This is a genomic window from Novosphingobium sp. BL-S-33 (genome assembly GCF_056857025.1).
Genome location: NZ_CM166474.1, coordinates 884,060 through 903,148, shown reverse-complemented (window position 1 = coordinate 903,148; position 19,089 = coordinate 884,060). Strand labels below are relative to the sequence as shown.

Below are 19,089 nucleotides of genomic sequence, written 5' to 3'. Positions count from 1 at the left end.
CCCAACTCAAAGCGGCGTGAAATCCAGCCCGATATCCGCTGCCGGGGCGCTCTGGGTCAGGCGGCCCACCGAAACATAGGTCACACCCGAAGCCGCGATGGCGCCGATGGTGGCCAGGTTCACGCCGCCCGACGCTTCAGTCGGCACGCGCCCGGCAACCAGCGCCACGGCCTGCCGCAGCATGTCCGGGCTCATATTGTCGAGCAGGAGGTGATGCGCGCCGGCGGCAATGGCGGGTTCGATCTGTTCGAGGTGATCGACCTCACAAATGATCTGCGCGACGCCCGCCGCCTTGGCGCGGGCCACAGCCGGGCCGACGCCGCCTGCGACGAGGACATGGTTGTCCTTGATCATCGCCGCGTCCCACAGGCCCATACGGTGGTTCCGGGCGCCGCCCATGCGGGTCGCGTACTTTTCAAGGTGACGGAGCCCCGGAATGGTCTTGCGCGTGTCCAGCAGCGTCGCATGCCCGTTCATGGCGTCAACATACTCACGAGTCATCGTGGCGATGCCCGACAGGTGCTGCACGGTATTGAGCGCCGCGCGCTCGCCGGTAAGCATTGCGCGGGCATTGCCGGTCAGGCGCATGAGGTCCGCGCCAGGTTCGACGCTGGTGCCTTCCTCGACAAGGATCTCGATCTCCATCGCCGGGTCCAGGCTGCGGAAAAAGGCCGCCGCGATCGGCAGACCGGCGACCGTGATCGCATCCCGCGAATCCATCACTCCGGAGAAACGCGTATCCGCGTCGATCACACTTTCGGACGTAACGTCACGGCCTCCACCCGGAAGGCCCACGCCGAGGTCCTCGGCAAGCGTTGCGTCGACAAAGGCGGCAAGGTCGAAACCCGGGATCGCGAAAGTGCTCATGGAGCGCGTCTTTCGCGCGTTCGAACAGGAATGTCGAGTTCCATGCCCGGGTTCAATGATCGTTGGCGGGATGGGCCTCGCGAAAGAGTTGCCATTCCTCGACCACGCGGCCGTCGGGCAAATAGCAGTAGCCGGTTTCGCCCTGCGCCTCCTGACGGATTTCGCTGCGACGCCCCTGTTCCACGCAGTATTTCGAGGCCGGATTGGCCAAGCCGATAGGCGCGGCGGCCGGCTGCCTATCAGAGGCGCAGCCCGCCAGAACGAGGGCGAGGGCCGGGAGGGCAGGAGCGACAACGCTTCGAACAGTCATCTTCGTTTCCCCTCGGAGAAAGAAAAAGGGGCCGGACTTCGAAGCCGGCCCCTTTCATCATCATATGCCTGCAACGCGCGATCAATGCGCCGCTTGGGCCTGATCGGTCGTGACCGGGGTTATCTTGATCTCCACGCGGCGATTCTTGGCCCGGCCTTGCTCGGTACCGTTGTCGGCCACCGGGTAATTCTTGCCCATCCCTTGCGTCTGGATGCGCGAGGAAGAAACGCCCTGCATGATGAGGAACCGCGCGACCGAATCTGCACGCCGCTTCGAAAGGTCGAGGTTGAACGCGTCAGAGCCGACCGAATCGGTATGGCCGTACACGTCGATCAGGCTGTTCGGATATTGCTTCATCGAATCGGCCACTTTGTCGAGCGCCTGCTGGAACGCGGGGCTGATCTCGGTGGAATTGAACGCGAAAGTCACGTCGGGAAGATTGACGAGAATGCCGTCGCCTTCCTTGGTCACGTCGATGCCCGAGCCCGAGGTCTGCTCCTTCAGCTCGCGAATCTGCTTGTCCATCTGGCTGCCCACCACGGCGCCGGCGACGCCGCCGATGCCGGCCCCAACGATGCGCGCGCTGCGGCCGCCGATCACGGCGCCCAGCAAATAGCCCAGCCCCGCACCGCCGGCTGTACCAAGCGCCGTGCGGGAGGCCTTCCGTTCACCAGTATTGGGATCCGTGACACAGGCCGAAACGGCAACGAGGGAAAATACGGCCACTGCCGATGTCAGGAAACGCGACTTCATCATGATCCTTTCTTGGAGAATTACTTCCGGAGATTGTGTGTGGTCGTGAACGTGAACAGCTTATGGACACGGGCGCAGGAACGAGCGCCAGCCCCGAGTGTTCCCTTGCAAACAGTGGCTTGAGCCATCGCGGGGGAGCTTTTCACGTCTGCGCGTGTTTCTCGCGCGTTTCGGAATGCTGCATTTGCAACATGCGCTTCGCAGCGACCAAGAATTCTGCTAGCGCAGATTTATTGTGACGCCCTTTCCCTGGACCGACCTCCTCATCATCGCCGGCCTGATCCTGATCAATGGCCTGTTTTCCATGTCCGAACTGGCCATTGTCTCGGCGCGCTCGGCGCGCCTGAAGATCTCGGCCGACAAGGGCAGCAAGAGCGCGCAGACCGCGCTCGACCTGGCTGCCGACCCCGGCAAGTTCCTCTCCACCGTACAGATCGGCATCACGCTGATCGGCATCGTCGCCGGCGCCTATTCGGGCGCCAGCCTGGAACAGCCCGTAGCGGAGCGACTGGAAGCCTGGGGCGTCGCCGCGCGCTTTTCCCACCACACCGCGTTCACGCTGGTCATCATCGCCACGACATATGCCAGCCTTGTGGTCGGTGAACTCGTGCCCAAGCAACTGGCCTTGCGCGCCGCCGAATCGGTCGCGCTGGTCATGGCGCAGCCGATGGTCTGGATGTCGAAAGCCATGGCCCCGATCGTCTGGCTGCTCGATCGGTCCTCGGGCCTGATCCTGCGCCTGATCGGCGTGCGCCGCGGTGGGGAGGAGCAGATCACCGCCGAAGAACTCCAGATGATCTTCGCCGAGGCCACCCGCTCGGGCGTGATCGAGGAGGAAGACCGTGCGATCATGGCGGGCGTCATGCGCCTTGCCGACCGGCCGGTGCGCGAACTGATGACGCCGCGCAACCAGATCGACTGGATCGACGTCGACGCCGACGAGGCGACGCTGCGCGCCAAGATCGAGGCATCGCCGCACTCGCTGCTGCCCGTGGCGCGCGAATCCTCTCCCGATACGGTGCTCGGCGTGCTCAAGGTGCGCGAAGTGCTGGCCGCGCTCGTGGCCGGGCGGCCGGTAGAGATCGCGGCGATGATGAAGAAGGCGGAGGTCGTTCCCGACCAGCTCGACGCCATGGACGCGCTGCGCAAGCTTCAGCAGGCCGAAGTGCCGATGGCGATGGTCCATGACGAATATGGCCACCTTGAAGGCGTGGTGACCACCTCCGACATGCTCGCCGCGCTGGCGGGGACGTTCGTGAGCCATCAGGACGAAGGCGACGAGCCGATGGTCGTGGTGCGCGAAGACGGCTCGCTGCTGGTCTCCGGCGCCATGCCGGCCGACGCGCTGGCAGACCGCCTCGGCCTGACGCTCGACGATGACCGCGAATTCGCGACCGTGGCCGGCTACGTGTTGGCCGTGCTCAAGAAAGTCCCGCGCGAGGGCGAGCATTTCGCCGACCAGGGATGGCGTTTCGAGGTCGTGGACATGGACGGGCTCAAGATCGACAAGATCCTGGTCTCCCGAATCGATGAGGATACCGGCGACGATGGGGTGTCCGGCGAGGGCTGAGCGGCTTCATCCCGCAGATTAGTGTCCTTAACCGATACGCTTGCATCAACCCTAGGTCGTCGCCCCCGCGAAGGCGGGGGCCCCGCTTCCTTCTTCATCCGACATCGCAAGAAAAAGCGGGCTCCCCGCCTTCGCGGGGACGGCGGAATTTGGTTTTGTCGCGTGGCGGTCGATCCAAACCTCTTCCCCAACGAAAAAGAGCCGGAAGCGGATACCGCCCCGGCTCTTTTTCGTATTTGACCGAAAGGATCAGCCGCCGATGGCGGTCTGCGCGCTCTGGCCGTCGCCTTCGGGGGCGGCGAGGATGGCGCGGGTCACCTGGCCCTTGGCCACGGTGTAGGTGCCCGGATCACCCACGGTCGAGCGGATCGACGGTTCGGCCGGGCCGGCAAGGCTCAGCGCCGACTTCTCGATATCGCTGCGGGCCTGCGGACCGCCGAACAGCGCGTCGAGCGTCTGCTGCTGAAGCGAATCGTCGCTGGGCCGCGGCTGGCCTTCCTTCGGCGGGCTGAGCGCGAAATCGGGCGGCACCACTAGCGGAGTCTGACGCTGAACAGCGAATTCGTCGGGACGGGCGTGATTGAACAGGCCAGTGCTTCCGCAGCCGGACACGAGCGCCGCGCCGGCGGCGACGAGAATCAGGGCTCCGGTCTTCTTCATGGGCATCAACTCAAATCTCCGGGGCGGCGTTAGCCGTGTCGTGTCCGCCATTCGTGTCCGGCTTGTCGCGCGAAAGCAGTGAACGGGCAAGGATAATCAGGACGCCGATGGTGATGGCGGCATCGGCGATGTTGAAAACGAGGAAAGGGCGGAATTCGCCAAAGTGCAGGTCGGCATAATCAATGACATAGCCGTTGCCCGCACGGTCGCGGATATTGCCCAGCGCGCCGCCGAGGACCAGCGCGAGCGCAGCGATATCGGGCAGCTTGCGCTCACGCAGCAGCCAGACCAGCACGAAGAGCGCGATGGCCGCCGTCATCGCGACAAGCGCCCAGCGTCCTTCGGGCGAGCCCGCCGTGAACAGGCCCAGCGAGACGCCGTAGTTCTCGGTCCAACGCAAGTTGAATATCGGCAGGATCTCAATCACGCGCTCAAGCGTCGGCAGGGTCTTGAGATGGAAGACCATCCAGATCTTGACCGCCTGGTCGATCGCGAAGACCGCAGCCGCGATCAGCAGCCCGATCAGGCGGTTGCGCCAGACGCTCATGCAGGGGTCTCCGTTTCGCCGACGACCTCGTCACAGCGGTCGCACAAGTCACCGTCTTCCGAGACTTCGGGAAGGTGGCGCCAGCAGCGGCCGCACTTGTGGTCGGTGGAGGGCGTGACAGTCACGTCATCTCCCTGCCCACGCGTCACTGTCGCGGTGATGAACAGTTCCGCCAGATCGCCTTCCGGAGCATTTGCAGGAACGGTCACTTCGGCGGCGAGGCTGGAGCCGACGATCTTCTCGCGGCGCAGCGGCTCGATGGCTTCCGTCACCCTCACGCGCAAAGCGCGAAGCTCGGCCCAGCGAGCGGCATCGGCTTCTACGGCGGGGACTTCCGGCCATTCGAGCAGGTGCACGCTCTGGCTGCCCGGGAAGCGGCTCTGCCAGACTTCCTCGGCCGTGAAGACGGTGACCGGCGCGGCGTAGCGCACCAGCGCGTGGAACAGCGTGTCCAACACGGTGCGATAGGCGCGGCGCTTCGGATCCGAAGGCGCGTCGCAGTAGAGGCAGTCTTTGCGGATATCGAAGAAGAAGGCCGAGAGGTCTTCGTTGCAGAAATCCAGCAGCGTGCGGACGTACGTGTTGAAGTCGAAGTCCGCGACGGCCTTGCGCAGCGTGGCGTCGACGCCCGCCAGCAGCGAGAGCACGTAGCGCTCCAGCTCGGGCATCTCTTCAACCGGCAGCTTCTCTTCGTTCGAGAAGCCATCGAGCGCGCCCAGCAGGTAGCGCATGGTGTTGCGCAGCTTGCGGTACTGGTCGGCCACGCCCTTGAGGATCTCGTCACCGATGCGGTGATCCTCAGTGTAGTCGACCGAAAGCGCCCAGAGGCGGATGATGTCCGCGCCGTTGGTCTCCATGACCTTGAGCGGGCTGATCGTGTTGCCTAGCGACTTCGACATCTTGAAGCCCTTGGCATCCATGGTGAAGCCGTGGGTCAGCACCGCCTTGTACGGCGCATGGCCGCGCGTGGCGCAGGATTCGAGCAGCGAGGACTGGAACCAGCCGCGATGCTGGTCGCTACCTTCAAGGTAGAGGTCGGCGGTGGGGCCGACATGATCCTCGGCCGGCACCAGTTCGGGCCAGCGGCCGGATTCGAGCACGAAGGCGTGGGTCGAGCCGGAATCGAACCAGACGTCGAGAATGTCGACGACGCGCTCGTAGTCCTCGGCATCGTACTTGGCGCCGAGGTATTCCTGCGCGCGCGCGTCCGACCAGGCATCAACGCCCTGATCGCGGATCGCGTGGATGATGCGGGCGTTCACTTCGGCATCGACGAGATATTCGCCAGTCTTGCGGTCGACGAACAGCGTGATCGGCACGCCCCAGGCGCGCTGGCGCGAAAGCACCCAGTCCGGGCGGCCTTCGACCATCGCGCCGATGCGGTTGCGGCCCTTTTCGGGGACGAAACGCGTTTCGGCGATGGCGTCGAGCGCCGCTTCGCGCAGCGTCGGCGAGGCTTCGGCAGTCTCGTCCTGCGGATCGATGGCGCCGCCTTCACCTTCCCAGCGACGTTCGGCGCGGGTCTTGGAAGGCAGGTGGCCGAGAACCTTGTCCATCGGCACGAACCACTGCGGCGTGCAGCGGAAGATCACCTTGGCCTTCGAGCGCCACGAGTGCGGGTAGGAGTGCTTGTAGTCGGCCGAAGCCGCCAGCAGCGCGCCAGCCTCACGCAGGTCCGAGCAGATCGGGCCGTCGGGGGCGTTGAACTTGGGATTGATGACCGAGCCCTGGCCGCCGAGCCAGCCCCAGTCTTCACGATACTTGCCGTCCGCCTCGACCACGAACTTGGGGCCGATGCCGTTCGCCTTGCAGAGCAGGAAGTCGTCCTCGCCATGGTCGGGCGCCATGTGGACAAGGCCGGTGCCGCTTTCGGTGGTGACGAAATCACCCGCGAGCAGCGGACGCGGCTCGGCGAAGAAGCCGCCCAGCGCGTGCATCGGGTGGCGGGCGACAGTGCCCGCGAGGTCGGCGCCGAGATAAGTGCCCAGCGCGTATTCGGAGAGATCGGCCTCACCGGTCACGCTTTCGGCAACCGGGCCAAGCCCGCTGCGCGCAAAGAACGCTTCGAGCAGCGGCACCGCGATCAGGAAGCGGCGGCCGTCATGCGCGCGGTAATGGTGGTATTCGACCTCAGGCCCATAAGCGAGCGCCTGGTTGGTCGGGATCGTCCACGGCGTGGTCGTCCAGATCACCGCATGCGCGCCGACCAGTTCCGCAATCGGCGATTCGGTGATCTCGAAAGCCACGTCGATCTGGGTCGAGACGATATCCTCGTACTCGACTTCGGCCTCTGCCAGCGCGGTCTTTTCGACCGGGCTCCACATCACCGGCTTGGCACCGCGATAGAGCATCTGGTGCTCGGCAAACTTCAGCAGTTCGCCGACGATGGTGGCCTCAGCCTGGAAGTCCATGGTGAGGTAGGGCTTGTCCCAGTCACCATTGACGCCGAGGCGCTTCAGCTGCTCGCGCTGCACATTGACCCAGTTCTGGGCATAGGCGCGGCATTCGGCGCGGAATTCCTCGGCGGGAACCTCGTCCTTGTTCTTCTTCTTCTTGCGGTACTCTTCCTCGACCTTCCACTCGATGGGCAGGCCGTGGCAGTCCCAGCCGGGAACGTAAGGCGCGTCCTTGCCCAGCAGCGTCTGGGTGCGGACGACCATGTCCTTGAGGATGTGGTTCAGCGCATGGCCGATGTGCATGTCGCCATTCGCGTAGGGCGGGCCGTCATGCAGCACGAACTTCTCGCGGCCCGCGCGCGCGTCGCGGGTCTTGCGGTAAATGTCCTCATCCTGCCAGCGCGCAAGAATTCCCGGCTCCTTCTGGGGGAGCCCGGCCTTCATGGGGAAATCGGTCTTCGGCAGGAAGACGGTGCTTCTGTAATCGCGCTGTTCGGTCATATGCGCACGCGCACTAGAGCAAATGCGCGGCTCTTGGAAGTCCGTGCGCGTGTCAGCGCGGCCACGGTTCGAGCTGGCAGCCGCGATCGGGTGCGAAGGTCGCGGTCTGGCTGGCGAGCAGGGGCACGCTGGCCTTGACGCTGAGGCTCTGCGCGTCCTCCGAAAGCATCAGCAGGCCGCCGGTCCTTCCGAGCCCGGCAACGGCGAGATCGGCCTTGCAGACTCCAAGGTCTCGCCCCGATACAAAGCGGCACACGCAGCCGGTTCTTGCCGCATAGGAGGTGCTGACGAGTGCCTGCTGGCGCAGTCCCGGCCACGCGAAAGCCAGCGCCGCCACCAGCGCAAGTGCTGCCAGAAGCAGGACGTTCCGCAGCCAGCGAGATGGTTGCCTTGTCAGCCACCTGCTGTCCCCGGTCCTGTAAGTTCTGGCTGTTGCCATCCGCCCGCGCCTCGCACATCACACCCGCGTCATGCCGGTGCGCCGCCTTCCCCATATCCTCGCCCTCCTCGCCGTGCCAGCCCTCTGGTCCTGCGGAAAGTCCACGCCGGACGGTCCTCCACCGCCAAGTGCCGAAGCCGAAGCCGCGATCAAGGACAATGGCGGCGCCGCGCACGGCGCACTGGGCCGCGCTATCGACGGGCTGTTCGAAGAATCCGAGGTAGGCCGCACCGAAGCGCTGGTCATCATGAAGCGCGGTTCGGTCGTTGCCGAGCGTTACGGCGCTGGAATCAAACCCGAAACGCGCCTGCCGGGCTGGGCCATGGGCCAGTGCGTCACGACGCTGATGATCGGCCAGCTCGTCAGCGACGGTCGCCTGCGGCTCGACGAATCGGCCCCGGTGCCCGAATGGCAACGCCCCGGCGATCCGCGCGGCGAGATCACCTTGCGCCAGCTTCTCCAGATGCGCTCCGGCCTGCGGCACACCGAATCCAGTGCTATGCCCGCAGGCGGTGTTACCGCCCAGTCCGACCGCATGCGCATGCTCTTCCTCGACGGGCGCGACGACATGGCCGCCTATGCCGAAGCGCAGCCGCTGGAAGCTCCGGCGGGCGCGGTTTTCGAAAACAGCGCGGCGACGCCGGTGATTCTCGCCGATCTGGCCGCACGCGTGCTCTCGCCCGACGCGACTCCCGACCGGCGCCGCGTGGCCGTGAGCGAGTACCTCAAGAACCGCGTGCTGCTGCCGCTTGGCATGGGCTCGACGATGGTCGGCTATGATGCGCGGGGAACGATGATCGGCTCGGCCATGGTCCACGCCTCGGCGCGCGACTGGGCGCAATTGGGTGAGTTCCTGCGCCACACCGGCGCCGTGCGCGGCGCGCAGGTGCTGCCGCGCCGCTGGGTACAGTTCATGCTCGCGCCCTCGCCGCGCAATGCCGCTTATGGCGCGGGAGTCTGGCTCAATCGCCCCAAGGCCAGCGATCAGGCAATCCTGTTCCCCGGCATGGCGCCAATGAATACGTTCGCCTGCCTCGGCGAATATGGCCAGTATGTGATCGGATCGCCCGACCAGCTGCTCACCGTGGTCCGACTTGGCGAGAGCAGCCACGCGCAGGAAGGCGAGTTGCACGATCGGATCGGCAAGCTGCTCGCGCTGTTTCCCGGCGGGGTCTGATTCCCGCCTTTGTCATTGCGGGCGATAGGGCGTCGGTTTGGGGAGGGTGAAAGCAGGGTTGGACGATCTCGCGCCCGATTTCAGTCCATCGTTACTCGGATCGGCGGAAGGACGTCCTTTCCAGCAGCGCCCACTTCATCGACCAACCCCTCGGGATCGGGGTGGATGATGATCTCCAGATCGGGGAACACGGCATGGAGCCGATCCTCGATCGCATCCATGACCTTGTGCGCCTCCCGCACGGTCATCCGGGCATCGACCCAGACGTGGAACTGCACGAAATCCTTGTTGCCGGACGTGCGCGTGCGCAGGTCGTGAACCCCGGTAATGTCAGGATTCTGGGCGAGGACTTCGAGGAAACGCTGCTTCTTTTCGGCAGGCCACTCGTGGTCCATGAGCTGGTCCAGCACCGCCTGTGAGGCGCCCCATGCGCCCCAGCCCAGCCAGCCAGCGATGGCCAGCCCAAACAGTGCATCGGCGCCCGCGAACCCGAAATTATATTCCAGCACCAGCGCGGCGATCACGGCGATGTTGAGCATCAGGTCGGACTGGTAGTGGACGCTGTCGGTATGGATGGCGATGCTGCCGGTGCGGCGGATCACATGGCGCTGCCAGCCCACCAGAATGAGCGTGATGACAACGGCGACGGCCGAGACCACGATCCCGGTTGCCGCGCCTTCCACTTTGCCGCCGGTGAACAGCCGTTCGGCCGCGCGGCTGGCGATACCGATCGCGGAAATCGAGATCAGCACGATCTGGAACAGCGCCGCGATCGCTTCGGCTTTGCCATGGCCGAAGCGGTGTTTGTCATCCGCCGGCTGCGCGGCAATCCAGACGCCCAGCAGTGTTGCAAGACTTGCCACGAGGTCGAGCGCGGTGTCGGCCAGACTGCCAAGCATCGCCATCGATCCGGTGGTCCAGGCGGCCCAGCCCTTGAGGCCCAGCAGAATCAAGGCCGCGCCAATGCTCGCCAAAGCGGCACTGCGAGTGAGGAAGGCGTTTTCGCTCATGGTCGGGCCGTCAGGGATAGAGCAGCGAGCTGGTCCAGCTGCCCCCGGCCGATTCGTCGCGCACGAAGCGGCGGCGTTCGTGAAGGCGATAGGGCCGATCCTGCCAGAATTCCATGGCGGCCGGAACCACGCGGTAACCGGTCCAATGCGCGGGACGTTCGATCTCGCCGCCTTCGAAACGGGCCTTCACGTCTTCATAGCGGTCCAGGAAAGTCTCGCGGCTGTCGAGCGGCGCGGACTGGTCCGAGGCAACCGCACCGATCTGCGAATCGCGGGCGCGGGAGTGGAAATAGGCATCGGCCTCGGCGTCGGTGACGGGCGAGAGCACGCCCTCGATGCGGATCTGGCGGCGCAGGCTCTTCCAGTGGAACAACAGCGCGACATGTGGATTTTCCGCGATTTCGTACCCCTTGCGGCTGTGTCCGTTGGTGTAAAACACGAAGCCGTCCGGACCGTGGTCCTTCAGCAGCACCATCCGCGCGGAAGGCACGCCGTCAGGCGTCGCGGTGGCAAGCGCCATGGCATTCGAATCGTTGGGTTCGCTTTCGCGGGCCTCGTCGTACCAGGCCTGGAACAGCGCGATGGGATCGCCGTGGGGAATGACTTCGCGCGCTTGTTCAGCTTCCATGTCGGGTTCCTGCGAATTGGGTGCCCAAGGGCACAGTTTACACGGTACCGGGACAGAAATCGCCCGGTTCGCCACATTCCCCGACTGCACCGCATCCGGATCGCCGCGACAAATCGGCAAATCCCGTTCGGGGGGAAGGACATGGCTGCGCCATACCGATGCGGGGGGAACTAGGAAAGCATCGCTTGCCGAGCGGCGCGCGCGATCCTAGCTAGGGGACTATGGCAGCAGACCCTTATTCCACCCTTGGCGTATCGCGCACGGCCAGCGAGAAGGAGATCAAATCCGCCTATCGCAAGCTGGCGAAGGAACTCCATCCCGATACCAACAAGGACAATCCCAAGGCCGCCGACCGGTTCTCGGAAGTAACCTCGGCCTATGACCTGCTTTCCGACAAGGACAAGCGCGCCAAATTCGATCGCGGCGAAATCGATGCCGATGGCAATCCGATGGGGTTCGGCGGATTTGGCGGGGGCGGCGGGGGCCATGGCGGCTTCGGATCGGGCTTCGGCGGTGCCGGCCAGCGCGGTTTTTCGGGCGGGTTCGGCGGCAATGACGGGATTGACCTCGAAGACCTGTTCGGCGGGATCTTCGGCGGCACCGGCAACCAGCGCGGCGGTTTCGGCGGCATGGGCGGCGGGGCAGGTGGCCCCGGCGGACGTGCCCGCGCGGCGGCGCGCGGGGCCAACGTCTCCTACCGCCTCTCGGTACCGCTGCTCGACGCCGCCGAGCTGAAGCCCCAGCGCATCACGCTGTCCGATGGCAAGACGATCGACCTCAAGCTCCCGGCGGGGGTTGAGGACGGCACCCAGATGCGCCTCAATGGCAAGGGCGAGCCAGGCCCCGGCGGCGCGGGCGATGCGATCATCACGATCCAGATCCAGCCGCATGCCTTCTTCCGGGCCGACGGCGACGATCTCCGGCTCGACCTGCCGATCACGCTGGACGAGGCGCTGAGCGGTGCAAAGGTCAAGACGCCGACACCTTCCGGCGCGGTCATGCTCTCGGTGCCCGCAGGCGCCAGCTCGGGCAAGGTCATGCGCCTCAAGGGACGCGGCATGAGTCGCAAGGACGGCACGCGCGGCGACCTGCTGATAAACCTGGAAATCTCGCTGCCCGAAAACGACACCGACCTGACCAAGCGCCTTGAAGGCTGGAAGGACGCGCGTGACGTGCGCGCAAAGCTGGGAATTTAAAGATTCTCCCCCGGCGGGGGAGAATCTTCAGTCCTCGATCGCGGGCGTCGTCCCGTCGATCCATCCGCCACCGACCACGCGGTCTCCCGAGTAGATCACGGCCGCCTGCCCCGGCGCCACGCCATATTCGGGCTCGGCGAAGCGAATCGTGGTTTCCGCGCCGTCACCGAACGGACCGTCGAGCGTGATCGGCACCGGCTTGGCCAGCGAACGCACTTTCGCCGTGAGCGGGCCAGCGGGAAGCGGGCCGATTCGGTTCGTCTCGGTAATGCGCGCAGCCCCCACGCCCAGCAAGCGGCGCGGGCCGACCATCACTCGGCGACCTTCTGCCTCGATTCGGGTCACGTAGAGCGGTTCGGGCTGGCCGCCGATCTCGATCCCCCGGCGCTGGCCGACGGTATAATGGATGATGCCGCGATGAGTACCGAGTTCCTCACCGGTGAGGGCATGGACGATCGGGCCCGTCGCATTGCCTTCAGGCCGCACTTTGGTGACGATCTTCGCATAGTCGCCATCGGGCACGAAGCAGATGTCCTGGCTGTCTGGCTTGGCCGCATTGCGCAGGCCGGCGGCTTCGGCAAGGCGGCGCGTCTCGCTCTTGGGCAGTCCGCCTAGCGGAAAGCGCAGGAAGTCGAGCTGGGCTTCAGTGGTGCCGTAAAGGAAATAGCTCTGGTCGCGCGCGGGATCGGCGGCGCGGTGCAGTTCGGGACCGGCCGCTCCGACCACGCGGCGCACGTAGTGGCCAGTGGCAAGGCAGTCCGCGCCAAGATCGCGCGCCATGGTCAGCAAGTCGGTGAACTTGGGCCCCATGTTACAACGGATGCAGGGAATCGGGGTGCGGCCGGCCATGTAGTCGTCCGCGAAGCGCTCGACGACTTCCTCGCGGAACTGGCTCTCGTGATCGAACACGTAGTGGGCGATGCCCAACCGATCAGCGACAGCGCGGGCATCGCGGATGTCGTCGCCGGCGCAGCAGGCGCCCTTGCGGCCGGTGGCGGCGCCATAGTCATAGAGCTGGAGCGTCACGCCGATGGTCTCGGCACCGGTGGCGGCGGCGAGCGCGGCAACGACGGAGCTGTCGACGCCGCCTGACATGGCAACGACAATTTTGCGCGCCGAAAGCGGCGCAGGGAGCTGGAACAGGTCGGCAGGATCGAGGCCGGCCACCAGTCCGGAAAGATCGGAGAGGGCGGTCATGGCCCGCCCCATACAGCGAGACGCGCGCGAATCCTACCTTTCTTGCATCATCGGCGAACGGGCGAGGGGCTCTGGCGGTATCGGCGGACGGTTAATCAAGGTGAAGGATGGGTAAACGCGGCCTTTACCGTCCTTTGACCAACCCTGTCGTAAAGACGCCATATGAACATCGCTTTTGAACATGAAACCGGCAAAGCGGGGCATGCGTCAGGTCGCGACGGCGAGGAGTTCATCCCGGAGATCGCACCGATCGACTGGTTTGCCTTGCGTTCCCGACTCTTCGCTGCCCATGATTTTCGCATGGCACTGGCAGAGGAACCGACACCTGTGCGGCAGCACCGCCGCGGCAGTTTTGCCGGCCCTGTCGCCAATGTGATTCACGCGTATGATGGGGGAGCACGAACCGTTAACCCAAATGATTTAGCCATTCGCAAGTCAACGACAGTCAATTTCGCTTCCGTCGCCGGCGGACGCAACACCGGCGCACGAGGGTGATGATGATCGAGAACCAGAAGATTCGTCCCGCGCAAGTGATCGGGCCGCTCGGGGAACCGTTGACGCTCGACAGTCTGCCGCCGCCGAGCACCACGCGCTGGGTCGTGCGCCGCAAGGCCGAGGTCGTGGCCGCCGTCAATGGCGGGCTGCTGACGATCGACGAGGTGTGTGAACGCTACAAGCTCACGCTTGAGGAATTCGCATCGTGGCAGCGGGCGGTTGACCGCTCGGGCATGCAGGGCCTGCGCGTTACCCGCATTCAACATTATCGCGATCTTTACGAGCGTCAGCAAAAGTACTGATCGCACCTATCACAAAGGCCCGCAAGGGCCGGACAAGCGGCGGTGGACCTCGGTTCGCCGCCGTTTTGCGTTTTTCTTCGGGGAATTCAGTAATTCCGGGTGCAATGGCTTGGCGAAAAAGCCATCCTCGACGCTGGTCGATCACGGTTAGCTACAGGCCGACAGTCGATTGCCACCGATCTGCCGCAGGTATATGGCGTTTCGTATGTTTTTTTCCGCCGAAACGGTGGCGTGTGGCCGTGTGTCCGCGTTGCATTCGGCGGCATGGTCCGGGCCACACCGCTGGGTGGGTCCGGATCGTGGTGAGGGGGCCTATCGCAGGATTTGCGGTGATCATGAACTACGACAGCAGAATTGACGCCAAGGGGAACGAGCACGTGGCCATTTCCGGCAGCCCGCTGGAGGGTGACGTTGATCAGGAGCGCCGGTCGCACAAGTGGATTTGGATGATCGTCGCTGCCGCCGTGGCCGTGGTGGGCATCTGGTTTTTCGTCCACAGCAGCGGCCAGGGCGACAAGTCGAAGGACTCCGATGTCCAGACCCCGGCGGTAACGGTCGTGGTGCCGGGCCGTACTTCGGTGCAGGGCACGATTTCCGCCACCGGCACGCTGGCGGCGCGCCGCGACATGCCCGTCGGTTCAGTGGGTGAGGGCGGGCAGGTCCGCTCCGTTCTGGTCGAACCGGGCGCATGGGTGTCGCAGGGCCAGGTTCTCGCCGTGGTCGACCGTTCGGTGCAGAACCAGCAACAGGCCAGCCAGTCCGCGCAAATTTCGGTTTCGCAGGCCGACGCCCGGCTGGCGCAGGCCAATCTGGACCGCGCGCTCAAGCTGGTCGACCGGGGCTTCATCTCCGCTGCCGATATCGACCGGCTGACCGCAACGCGCGATGCCGCCATGGCGCAGGTCAAAGTGGCGCGCGCGCAGCTCGGCCAGCTTCAGGCACAGGCTGCCCGACTGAACATTCTTGCCCCGGCGGCGGGCCTCGTCCTCGAACGCAATGTCGAACAGGGGCAGGTCGTCGGCGGCGGCAGCGCCGTGCTGTTCCGGCTGGCCAAGGATGGCGAGATGGAACTGCTCGCCCAGCTCAGCGAGGACGATCTTGCCCGCATCGGCGTCGGTTCCGAAGCCCGCGTGACTCCTGTCGGCTCGAACCAGACGTTCATCGGCCATGTCTGGCAGGTTTCGCCGGTAATCGACCCGACCAATCGTCAGGGCGTCGCGCGCATCCTGCTCGCCTACAATCCGGTACTGCGTCCGGGCGGCTTTGCCAGCACCACGATCGGCAGCGGTACGGTCGATGCACCGGTCCTGCCCGAATCCGCGATCCAGAACGATGACAAGGGCCCGTTCGTCTACGTCGTCGACAGCAAGAACAAAGTTCACCGCCGCGCGGTGCAGACCGGTCTCGTCACCGCGCAGGGCATCGTCGTGAAGTCGGGCCTGCAAGGCAACGAGAAGATCGTGCTGCGCGCCGGCGGGTTCCTCAACGATGGCGACACCGTCAAGCCGCGGCTTGTCACTGTCGCCAAACCCGATTGATCGGACGCCCGCGATGAGCCTTCGCAACATCTCGGCATGGTCGATCCGCAATCCGATCATACCGATCGTCTTCTTCATCGGCGTGATGGTCGCCGGCGTCGTCGCGTTCATGCGCATGGACGTCAACAACATGCCGGACATCGAATTTCCGGGGGTCCACGTCTCGGTCTCGCAGCCGGGCGCGGCGCCAACGGAAATCGAGACGCAAATTACCCAGAAGATCGAGGCGGCCGCACGTTCGGTGCCCGGCGTCGAGGAGATCCAGTCGACCGCATCGGAAGGCAATTCCTCCACGTTCGTGCTGTTCTCGATCGGCACCAATCCGGATGTTGCCACTAATCAGGTAAAGAACGCGGTCGACCAGATCCGCAGCGATCTGCCCGAAGGTATTCTCGAACCACAAGTCATCAAGGTTGAAGCGGGCGGTGATTCGCTCGGCTACTTCGCGGTCAGCGCCGATGACATGACGATCGAGCAGCTGAGCTGGTTCGTCGACGACACCATTTCCAAGCAGCTCCTCGCAATCGACGGCATGGCCTCGGTCGAGCGCAACGGCGGTGTCGACCGCGAAATCCGCGTGGTCGTCGATCCCGAACGGATGATCGCGATGGGCGTGAGCGCCAGTGCGGTCAACAACGTGCTGCGCCAGGTCAATACCGACGCGGCGGGCGGTCAGGCCGAAATCGCCGGCTCGCGCCAGTCTGTGCGCGTGCTCGGCAATGCCGAGACGGCCTACGACCTCTCGCAGACGCGCATCAATCTGGGCGGCGGACGGCAGGTCAAGCTGTCCGACATCGCCCATGTCTATGACGGCTATTCGGAACGCACCCGCATCGCCAAGCTCCATGGCCGCGAGGTCGTGACTTTCGGTTTCCAGCGCGCGCTCGGCGCTTCGGACGTCGCGGTCTACGATTCGGCGATGACGGTGCTGGACAAGATCCGCAAGGAAAACCCCAACGTCCACATCACCCGCCTGTTCTCCGACGTTGACTACACCAAGGGACAGTACACCAGTTCGATGGAAGCGCTGGTGGAAGGCGCCGTGCTGGCCATCGTCATCGTCTATCTGTTCCTGCGCGACTGGCGCGCGACGCTGATCTCCGCGATCGCGATCCCGCTTTCGGCGATCCCGACCTTCTGGTTCATGGAAATGCTCGGCTTCACGCTGAACTTCCTCTCGCTGCTGGCGCTGAGCCTTGTGGCGGGCGTGCTGGTCGATGACGCCATCGTCGAGATCGAGAATATCGTGCGCCATATGCGCATGGGCAAATCGGCCTATCAGGCCTCGATCGACGCGGCGGACGAAATCGGCCTCGCAGTCGTCGCCACCACATTCTCGATCGTCGCGGTGTTCCTGCCCGTCGGCATGATGCCGGGCATTTCGGGCCAGTTCTTCAAGGCATTCGGCCTGACCGTCGTCGCCGCAGTGCTGATGAGCCTTGCCGTGGCGCGTCTCATCACGCCGATGGTCGCGGCCTACTTCCTCAAGGCCCACGGCCACGCGGAACACGGCGGCGGCAAGGCGATGGACCTTTACATGAAGGTGCTCGCCTGGACGCTCGACAGCACGGAGGCGCACCGTCTGAAGGCCTTGCTTGTCAAAGCCGAGAGCCGCTGGTGGTACTATCCCTTGGTCTCCGTCGCGCTGCTGGTGCTGGCAGCGGCGGGAATTGGCTTGGCTGTACTGATCTTCATGGGCGCCAAAATGGGGTTCGAGAAGATCGGGCTCGATAAGGCCGCGCTCGTGCTGGCCGCAGCCGTGGCGCCGCTCGGCGTTCCTGTCGGCATCTTCGTCCTCGGCTGGATCCTGCGCATCCTGGCGCGGACCGTCGGCAATTTCGGCACCTGGTATCGCTACTTCACCGACCGCATCATCGCACGCATGCACGATCACCGTTTCTTCGCGTTCTGCGCGGGGATGTACGCGCTGGTCGTGACGTTTGCTCTGCTGGCGGGCCTGCCCTCCCAGTTCCAGCCGAACACCAACAACGACACAAGCCAGGTCAACATCGAAATGGTGCCCGGCACCACCATCGAACAGACCGGTGCCGTGGCGGATCAGGTGACGGCGTTGATCGAAAAGCAGCCCGAAGTCGAACGCGTGCTGGAAGCCACGCGTGAGGGCAAGGCCTCGCTCTATCTGGCGCTCAAACCCGCCAAGGAACGCGACACCACCAGTATCGCGTTCGAACGGCGGCTCGCTCCGCAGCTTCAGGACATACCCGATGCCCGCGTGACGTTCGCCACCCAGTCTGGCGGCACCGGCAGCGGCCGCGACATCTCGGTCATGCTCTCGGGCAGCGATTCGGAAGTGCTCAGGAAGACCGCGCAAACGCTGGCTGACCAGATGCGCAAGATTCCCGGCGTCGTCGCACCGCGTATTGCGGCAGACATGCAGCGTCCGGAACTGGTGATCGTGCCACGCGTCGATCTGGCCGCGCAGCTCGGCGTCACCACCGCCGCGCTCAGCCAGACGATCCGCATCGCCACGCTGGGCGAGATCGACCAGAACGCCGCCAAGTTCTCGCTGAGCGACCGTCAGGTGCCGATCCGCGTGATCCTTGCCCGCACTTCGCGCCGGGACTTCTCGACGATCGAGAACCTGCCGGTCACTACCGCCAGCGGCGGCTCGGTTCCGCTGAAACGCGTGGCCGAAATCCGCTTCGGCGCCGGCCCCACGCAGATCCAGCGCTACAACCAGTCGCGCCGCATCTTCGTCGGCGCCGACCTTGGCGCGGGTCAGGTCAAGGGCCCGATCATGGAGCAGATCCAGAAGCTGCCGATCATGAAGAACCTGCCGACGGGCGTTTCGAACGCACCGGTAGGCGATGACAAGTGGCAAGCGGAGATGGTGCAGAGCTTCGTCGTTGCAGTGATCAGCGGTATCTTCCTGGTCTTCGCGGTGCTGGTGCTGCTCTATCGCCGCTTCGTTTCACCGCTGGTCAACATGGCCTCGCTGCTCCTCGCGCCGCTCGGCGGCCTGTTGGCGCTGGTGGTGGTGGGACAGCCGGTCTCGATGCCCGTCTACATCGGCATCCTGATGCTGCTCGGCATCGTTGCCAAGAACTCGATCCTGCTGATCGACTTCGCGATCGAGGAGATGGAGAAGGGCGTCGACAAGCTCACCGCGATCATGGACGCCGGGCACAAGCGCGCCCAGCCGATCGTCATGACCACGGTCGCGATGACGGCAGGCATGGTGCCGACCGCACTCTCGCTCTCGGGCGACGCGGCCTGGCGCGCGCCCATGGGTATCACCGTGATCGGCGGCCTGCTGCTTTCGACGATGCTGACGCTGGTGATCGTACCGGCCGCCTTCAGCCTTGCCGACGGCTTCGAAAAGCGCCTCGGTCCGTGGCTGCGGCGCAAGTTGCTGACGATTGAATCGCATCATCTCCATGAACACGGCGGCCATGCGCCTGGCCATGGGCATCAGGCCGGGCCCGAGCCGCTGCCCCAGCCGGTCGCCGCAGAATGATGCCGTGCCAATCTCTTAGGAGGAA

Annotated in this window: 17 protein-coding genes; 7 read left to right on the top strand and 10 right to left on the bottom strand. The window is 64.9% G+C overall.

The genetic code is table 11. The features are described from left to right. Positions 1–6: 6 nt before the first annotated feature. From nadC to AC1VVM_RS04195, 3 genes are all read right to left on the bottom strand, one after another. Positions 7–867: a carboxylating nicotinate-nucleotide diphosphorylase gene (gene nadC, locus AC1VVM_RS04205; RefSeq protein ID WP_482955917.1), complete on the bottom strand. Its 861-nt coding sequence runs from the start codon at positions 865–867 to the stop codon at positions 7–9. A gap of 52 nt (positions 868–919) precedes the next feature. Next, complete coding sequence (locus tag AC1VVM_RS04200; protein ID WP_482955916.1) at positions 920–1,177, bottom strand: putative hemolysin; 258 nt, start codon at positions 1,175–1,177, stop codon at positions 920–922. A gap of 81 nt (positions 1,178–1,258) precedes the next feature. Then, a complete protein-coding gene (locus AC1VVM_RS04195; RefSeq protein WP_482955915.1) occupies positions 1,259–1,933 on the bottom strand; it encodes a YiaD family glycine zipper/OmpA-like lipoprotein in 675 nt (224 codons plus the stop codon). A gap of 232 nt (positions 1,934–2,165) precedes the next feature. On the opposite strand from AC1VVM_RS04195, the gene AC1VVM_RS04190 reads away from it, so the two are divergent. After that, entirely contained in the window at positions 2,166–3,500 is a 1,335-nt protein-coding gene (locus AC1VVM_RS04190) for a hemolysin family protein (protein WP_132387752.1), read from the top strand. 249 nt (positions 3,501–3,749) lie between these two features. Here AC1VVM_RS04190 and AC1VVM_RS04185 read toward each other — a convergent pair whose 3' ends face one another. Genes AC1VVM_RS04185 through AC1VVM_RS04170 form a run of 4 tightly spaced genes read right to left on the bottom strand, consistent with a single transcriptional unit; the run spans position 3,750 to position 8,043 of the window. After that, a complete protein-coding gene (locus tag AC1VVM_RS04185) occupies positions 3,750–4,166 on the bottom strand; it encodes a DUF3035 domain-containing protein (protein WP_132387750.1) in 417 nt (138 codons plus the stop codon). A 4-nt stretch (positions 4,167–4,170) separates the two neighbouring features. Next, positions 4,171–4,707 carry a signal peptidase II gene (gene lspA, locus AC1VVM_RS04180; RefSeq protein WP_132387748.1) on the bottom strand — a complete coding sequence of 179 codons (537 nt, stop codon included), beginning with the start codon at positions 4,705–4,707 and terminating at the stop codon, positions 4,171–4,173. Continuing rightward, positions 4,704–7,604 carry an isoleucine--tRNA ligase gene (gene ileS, locus AC1VVM_RS04175; protein ID WP_482955914.1) on the bottom strand — a complete coding sequence of 967 codons (2,901 nt, stop codon included), beginning with the start codon at positions 7,602–7,604 and terminating at the stop codon, positions 4,704–4,706. Before ileS ends, lspA begins: the two co-directional genes overlap by 4 nt. 52 nt (positions 7,605–7,656) lie before the next feature. Beyond that, on the bottom strand, positions 7,657–8,043 hold the full coding sequence (locus AC1VVM_RS04170) for a hypothetical protein (protein ID WP_132387744.1): 387 nt from the start codon (positions 8,041–8,043) through the stop codon (positions 7,657–7,659). A 31-nt stretch (positions 8,044–8,074) separates the two neighbouring features. On the opposite strand from AC1VVM_RS04170, the gene AC1VVM_RS04165 reads away from it, so the two are divergent. Continuing rightward, positions 8,075–9,220: a serine hydrolase domain-containing protein gene (locus tag AC1VVM_RS04165; protein ID WP_482955913.1), complete on the top strand. Its 1,146-nt coding sequence runs from the start codon at positions 8,075–8,077 to the stop codon at positions 9,218–9,220. Between the two features lie 80 nt (positions 9,221–9,300). Here the strand turns inward: AC1VVM_RS04165 and AC1VVM_RS04160 are convergent, their stop codons facing one another. Both AC1VVM_RS04160 and pdxH read right to left on the bottom strand, forming a co-directional pair. Next, on the bottom strand, positions 9,301–10,230 hold the full coding sequence (locus AC1VVM_RS04160) for a cation diffusion facilitator family transporter (protein ID WP_482902865.1): 930 nt from the start codon (positions 10,228–10,230) through the stop codon (positions 9,301–9,303). Positions 10,231–10,240: 10 nt separating this feature from the next. Continuing rightward, positions 10,241–10,858, bottom strand: coding sequence for a pyridoxamine 5'-phosphate oxidase (gene pdxH, locus AC1VVM_RS04155; RefSeq protein WP_482955912.1), 618 nt, complete (start codon positions 10,856–10,858; stop codon positions 10,241–10,243). Positions 10,859–11,079: 221 nt separating this feature from the next. Here pdxH and AC1VVM_RS04150 point away from each other — a divergent pair, with 221 nt between their 5' ends. Further along, on the top strand, positions 11,080–12,054 hold the full coding sequence (locus tag AC1VVM_RS04150; protein WP_482902863.1) for a DnaJ C-terminal domain-containing protein: 975 nt from the start codon (positions 11,080–11,082) through the stop codon (positions 12,052–12,054). Positions 12,055–12,081: 27 nt separating this feature from the next. Here AC1VVM_RS04150 and mnmA read toward each other — a convergent pair whose 3' ends face one another. After that, positions 12,082–13,251 carry a tRNA 2-thiouridine(34) synthase MnmA gene (mnmA, locus tag AC1VVM_RS04145; protein WP_482902862.1) on the bottom strand — a complete coding sequence of 390 codons (1,170 nt, stop codon included), beginning with the start codon at positions 13,249–13,251 and terminating at the stop codon, positions 12,082–12,084. Between the two features lie 162 nt (positions 13,252–13,413). Here mnmA and AC1VVM_RS04140 point away from each other — a divergent pair, with 162 nt between their 5' ends. The 4 genes from AC1VVM_RS04140 (at position 13,414) to AC1VVM_RS04125 (ending at position 19,064) form a co-directional block, all read left to right on the top strand. Next, entirely contained in the window at positions 13,414–13,746 is a 333-nt protein-coding gene (locus tag AC1VVM_RS04140; RefSeq protein WP_482902861.1) for a hypothetical protein, read from the top strand. A 2-nt stretch (positions 13,747–13,748) separates the two neighbouring features. Next, positions 13,749–14,048, top strand: a complete 300-nt coding sequence (sciP, locus tag AC1VVM_RS04135) for a CtrA inhibitor SciP (RefSeq protein ID WP_132387726.1) — start codon at positions 13,749–13,751, stop codon at positions 14,046–14,048. A 335-nt stretch (positions 14,049–14,383) separates the two neighbouring features. Further along, positions 14,384–15,586, top strand: a complete 1,203-nt coding sequence (locus AC1VVM_RS04130) for an efflux RND transporter periplasmic adaptor subunit (protein WP_482902860.1) — start codon at positions 14,384–14,386, stop codon at positions 15,584–15,586. A 13-nt stretch (positions 15,587–15,599) separates the two neighbouring features. After that, positions 15,600–19,064, top strand: a complete 3,465-nt coding sequence (locus AC1VVM_RS04125) for an efflux RND transporter permease subunit (protein ID WP_482955911.1) — start codon at positions 15,600–15,602, stop codon at positions 19,062–19,064. The last annotated feature ends 25 nt before the right edge of the window (positions 19,065–19,089 follow it).

Excerpts from the sequence above, each read along its gene's own strand:
- nadC (WP_482955917.1), bottom strand. The coding sequence starts at position 867 with ATGAGCACTTTCGCGATCCCGGGTTTCGACCTTGCCGCCTTTGTCGAC.
- AC1VVM_RS04200 (WP_482955916.1), bottom strand. The coding sequence starts at position 1,177 with ATGACTGTTCGAAGCGTTGTCGCTCCTGCCCTCCCGGCCCTCGCCCTC.
- AC1VVM_RS04195 (WP_482955915.1), bottom strand. The coding sequence starts at position 1,933 with ATGATGAAGTCGCGTTTCCTGACATCGGCAGTGGCCGTATTTTCCCTC.
- AC1VVM_RS04185 (WP_132387750.1), bottom strand. The coding sequence starts at position 4,166 with ATGCCCATGAAGAAGACCGGAGCCCTGATTCTCGTCGCCGCCGGCGCG.
- lspA (WP_132387748.1), bottom strand. The coding sequence starts at position 4,707 with ATGAGCGTCTGGCGCAACCGCCTGATCGGGCTGCTGATCGCGGCTGCG.
- ileS (WP_482955914.1), bottom strand. The coding sequence starts at position 7,604 with ATGACCGAACAGCGCGATTACAGAAGCACCGTCTTCCTGCCGAAGACC.
- AC1VVM_RS04170 (WP_132387744.1), bottom strand. The coding sequence starts at position 8,043 with ATGGCAACAGCCAGAACTTACAGGACCGGGGACAGCAGGTGGCTGACA.
- AC1VVM_RS04165 (WP_482955913.1), top strand. The coding sequence starts at position 8,075 with ATGCCGGTGCGCCGCCTTCCCCATATCCTCGCCCTCCTCGCCGTGCCA.
- AC1VVM_RS04160 (WP_482902865.1), bottom strand. The coding sequence starts at position 10,230 with ATGAGCGAAAACGCCTTCCTCACTCGCAGTGCCGCTTTGGCGAGCATT.
- pdxH (WP_482955912.1), bottom strand. The coding sequence starts at position 10,858 with ATGGAAGCTGAACAAGCGCGCGAAGTCATTCCCCACGGCGATCCCATC.
- AC1VVM_RS04150 (WP_482902863.1), top strand. The coding sequence starts at position 11,080 with ATGGCAGCAGACCCTTATTCCACCCTTGGCGTATCGCGCACGGCCAGC.
- mnmA (WP_482902862.1), bottom strand. The coding sequence starts at position 13,251 with ATGACCGCCCTCTCCGATCTTTCCGGACTGGTGGCCGGCCTCGATCCT.
- AC1VVM_RS04140 (WP_482902861.1), top strand. The coding sequence starts at position 13,414 with ATGAACATCGCTTTTGAACATGAAACCGGCAAAGCGGGGCATGCGTCA.
- sciP (WP_132387726.1), top strand. The coding sequence starts at position 13,749 with ATGATCGAGAACCAGAAGATTCGTCCCGCGCAAGTGATCGGGCCGCTC.
- AC1VVM_RS04130 (WP_482902860.1), top strand. The coding sequence starts at position 14,384 with ATGAACTACGACAGCAGAATTGACGCCAAGGGGAACGAGCACGTGGCC.
- AC1VVM_RS04125 (WP_482955911.1), top strand. The coding sequence starts at position 15,600 with ATGAGCCTTCGCAACATCTCGGCATGGTCGATCCGCAATCCGATCATA.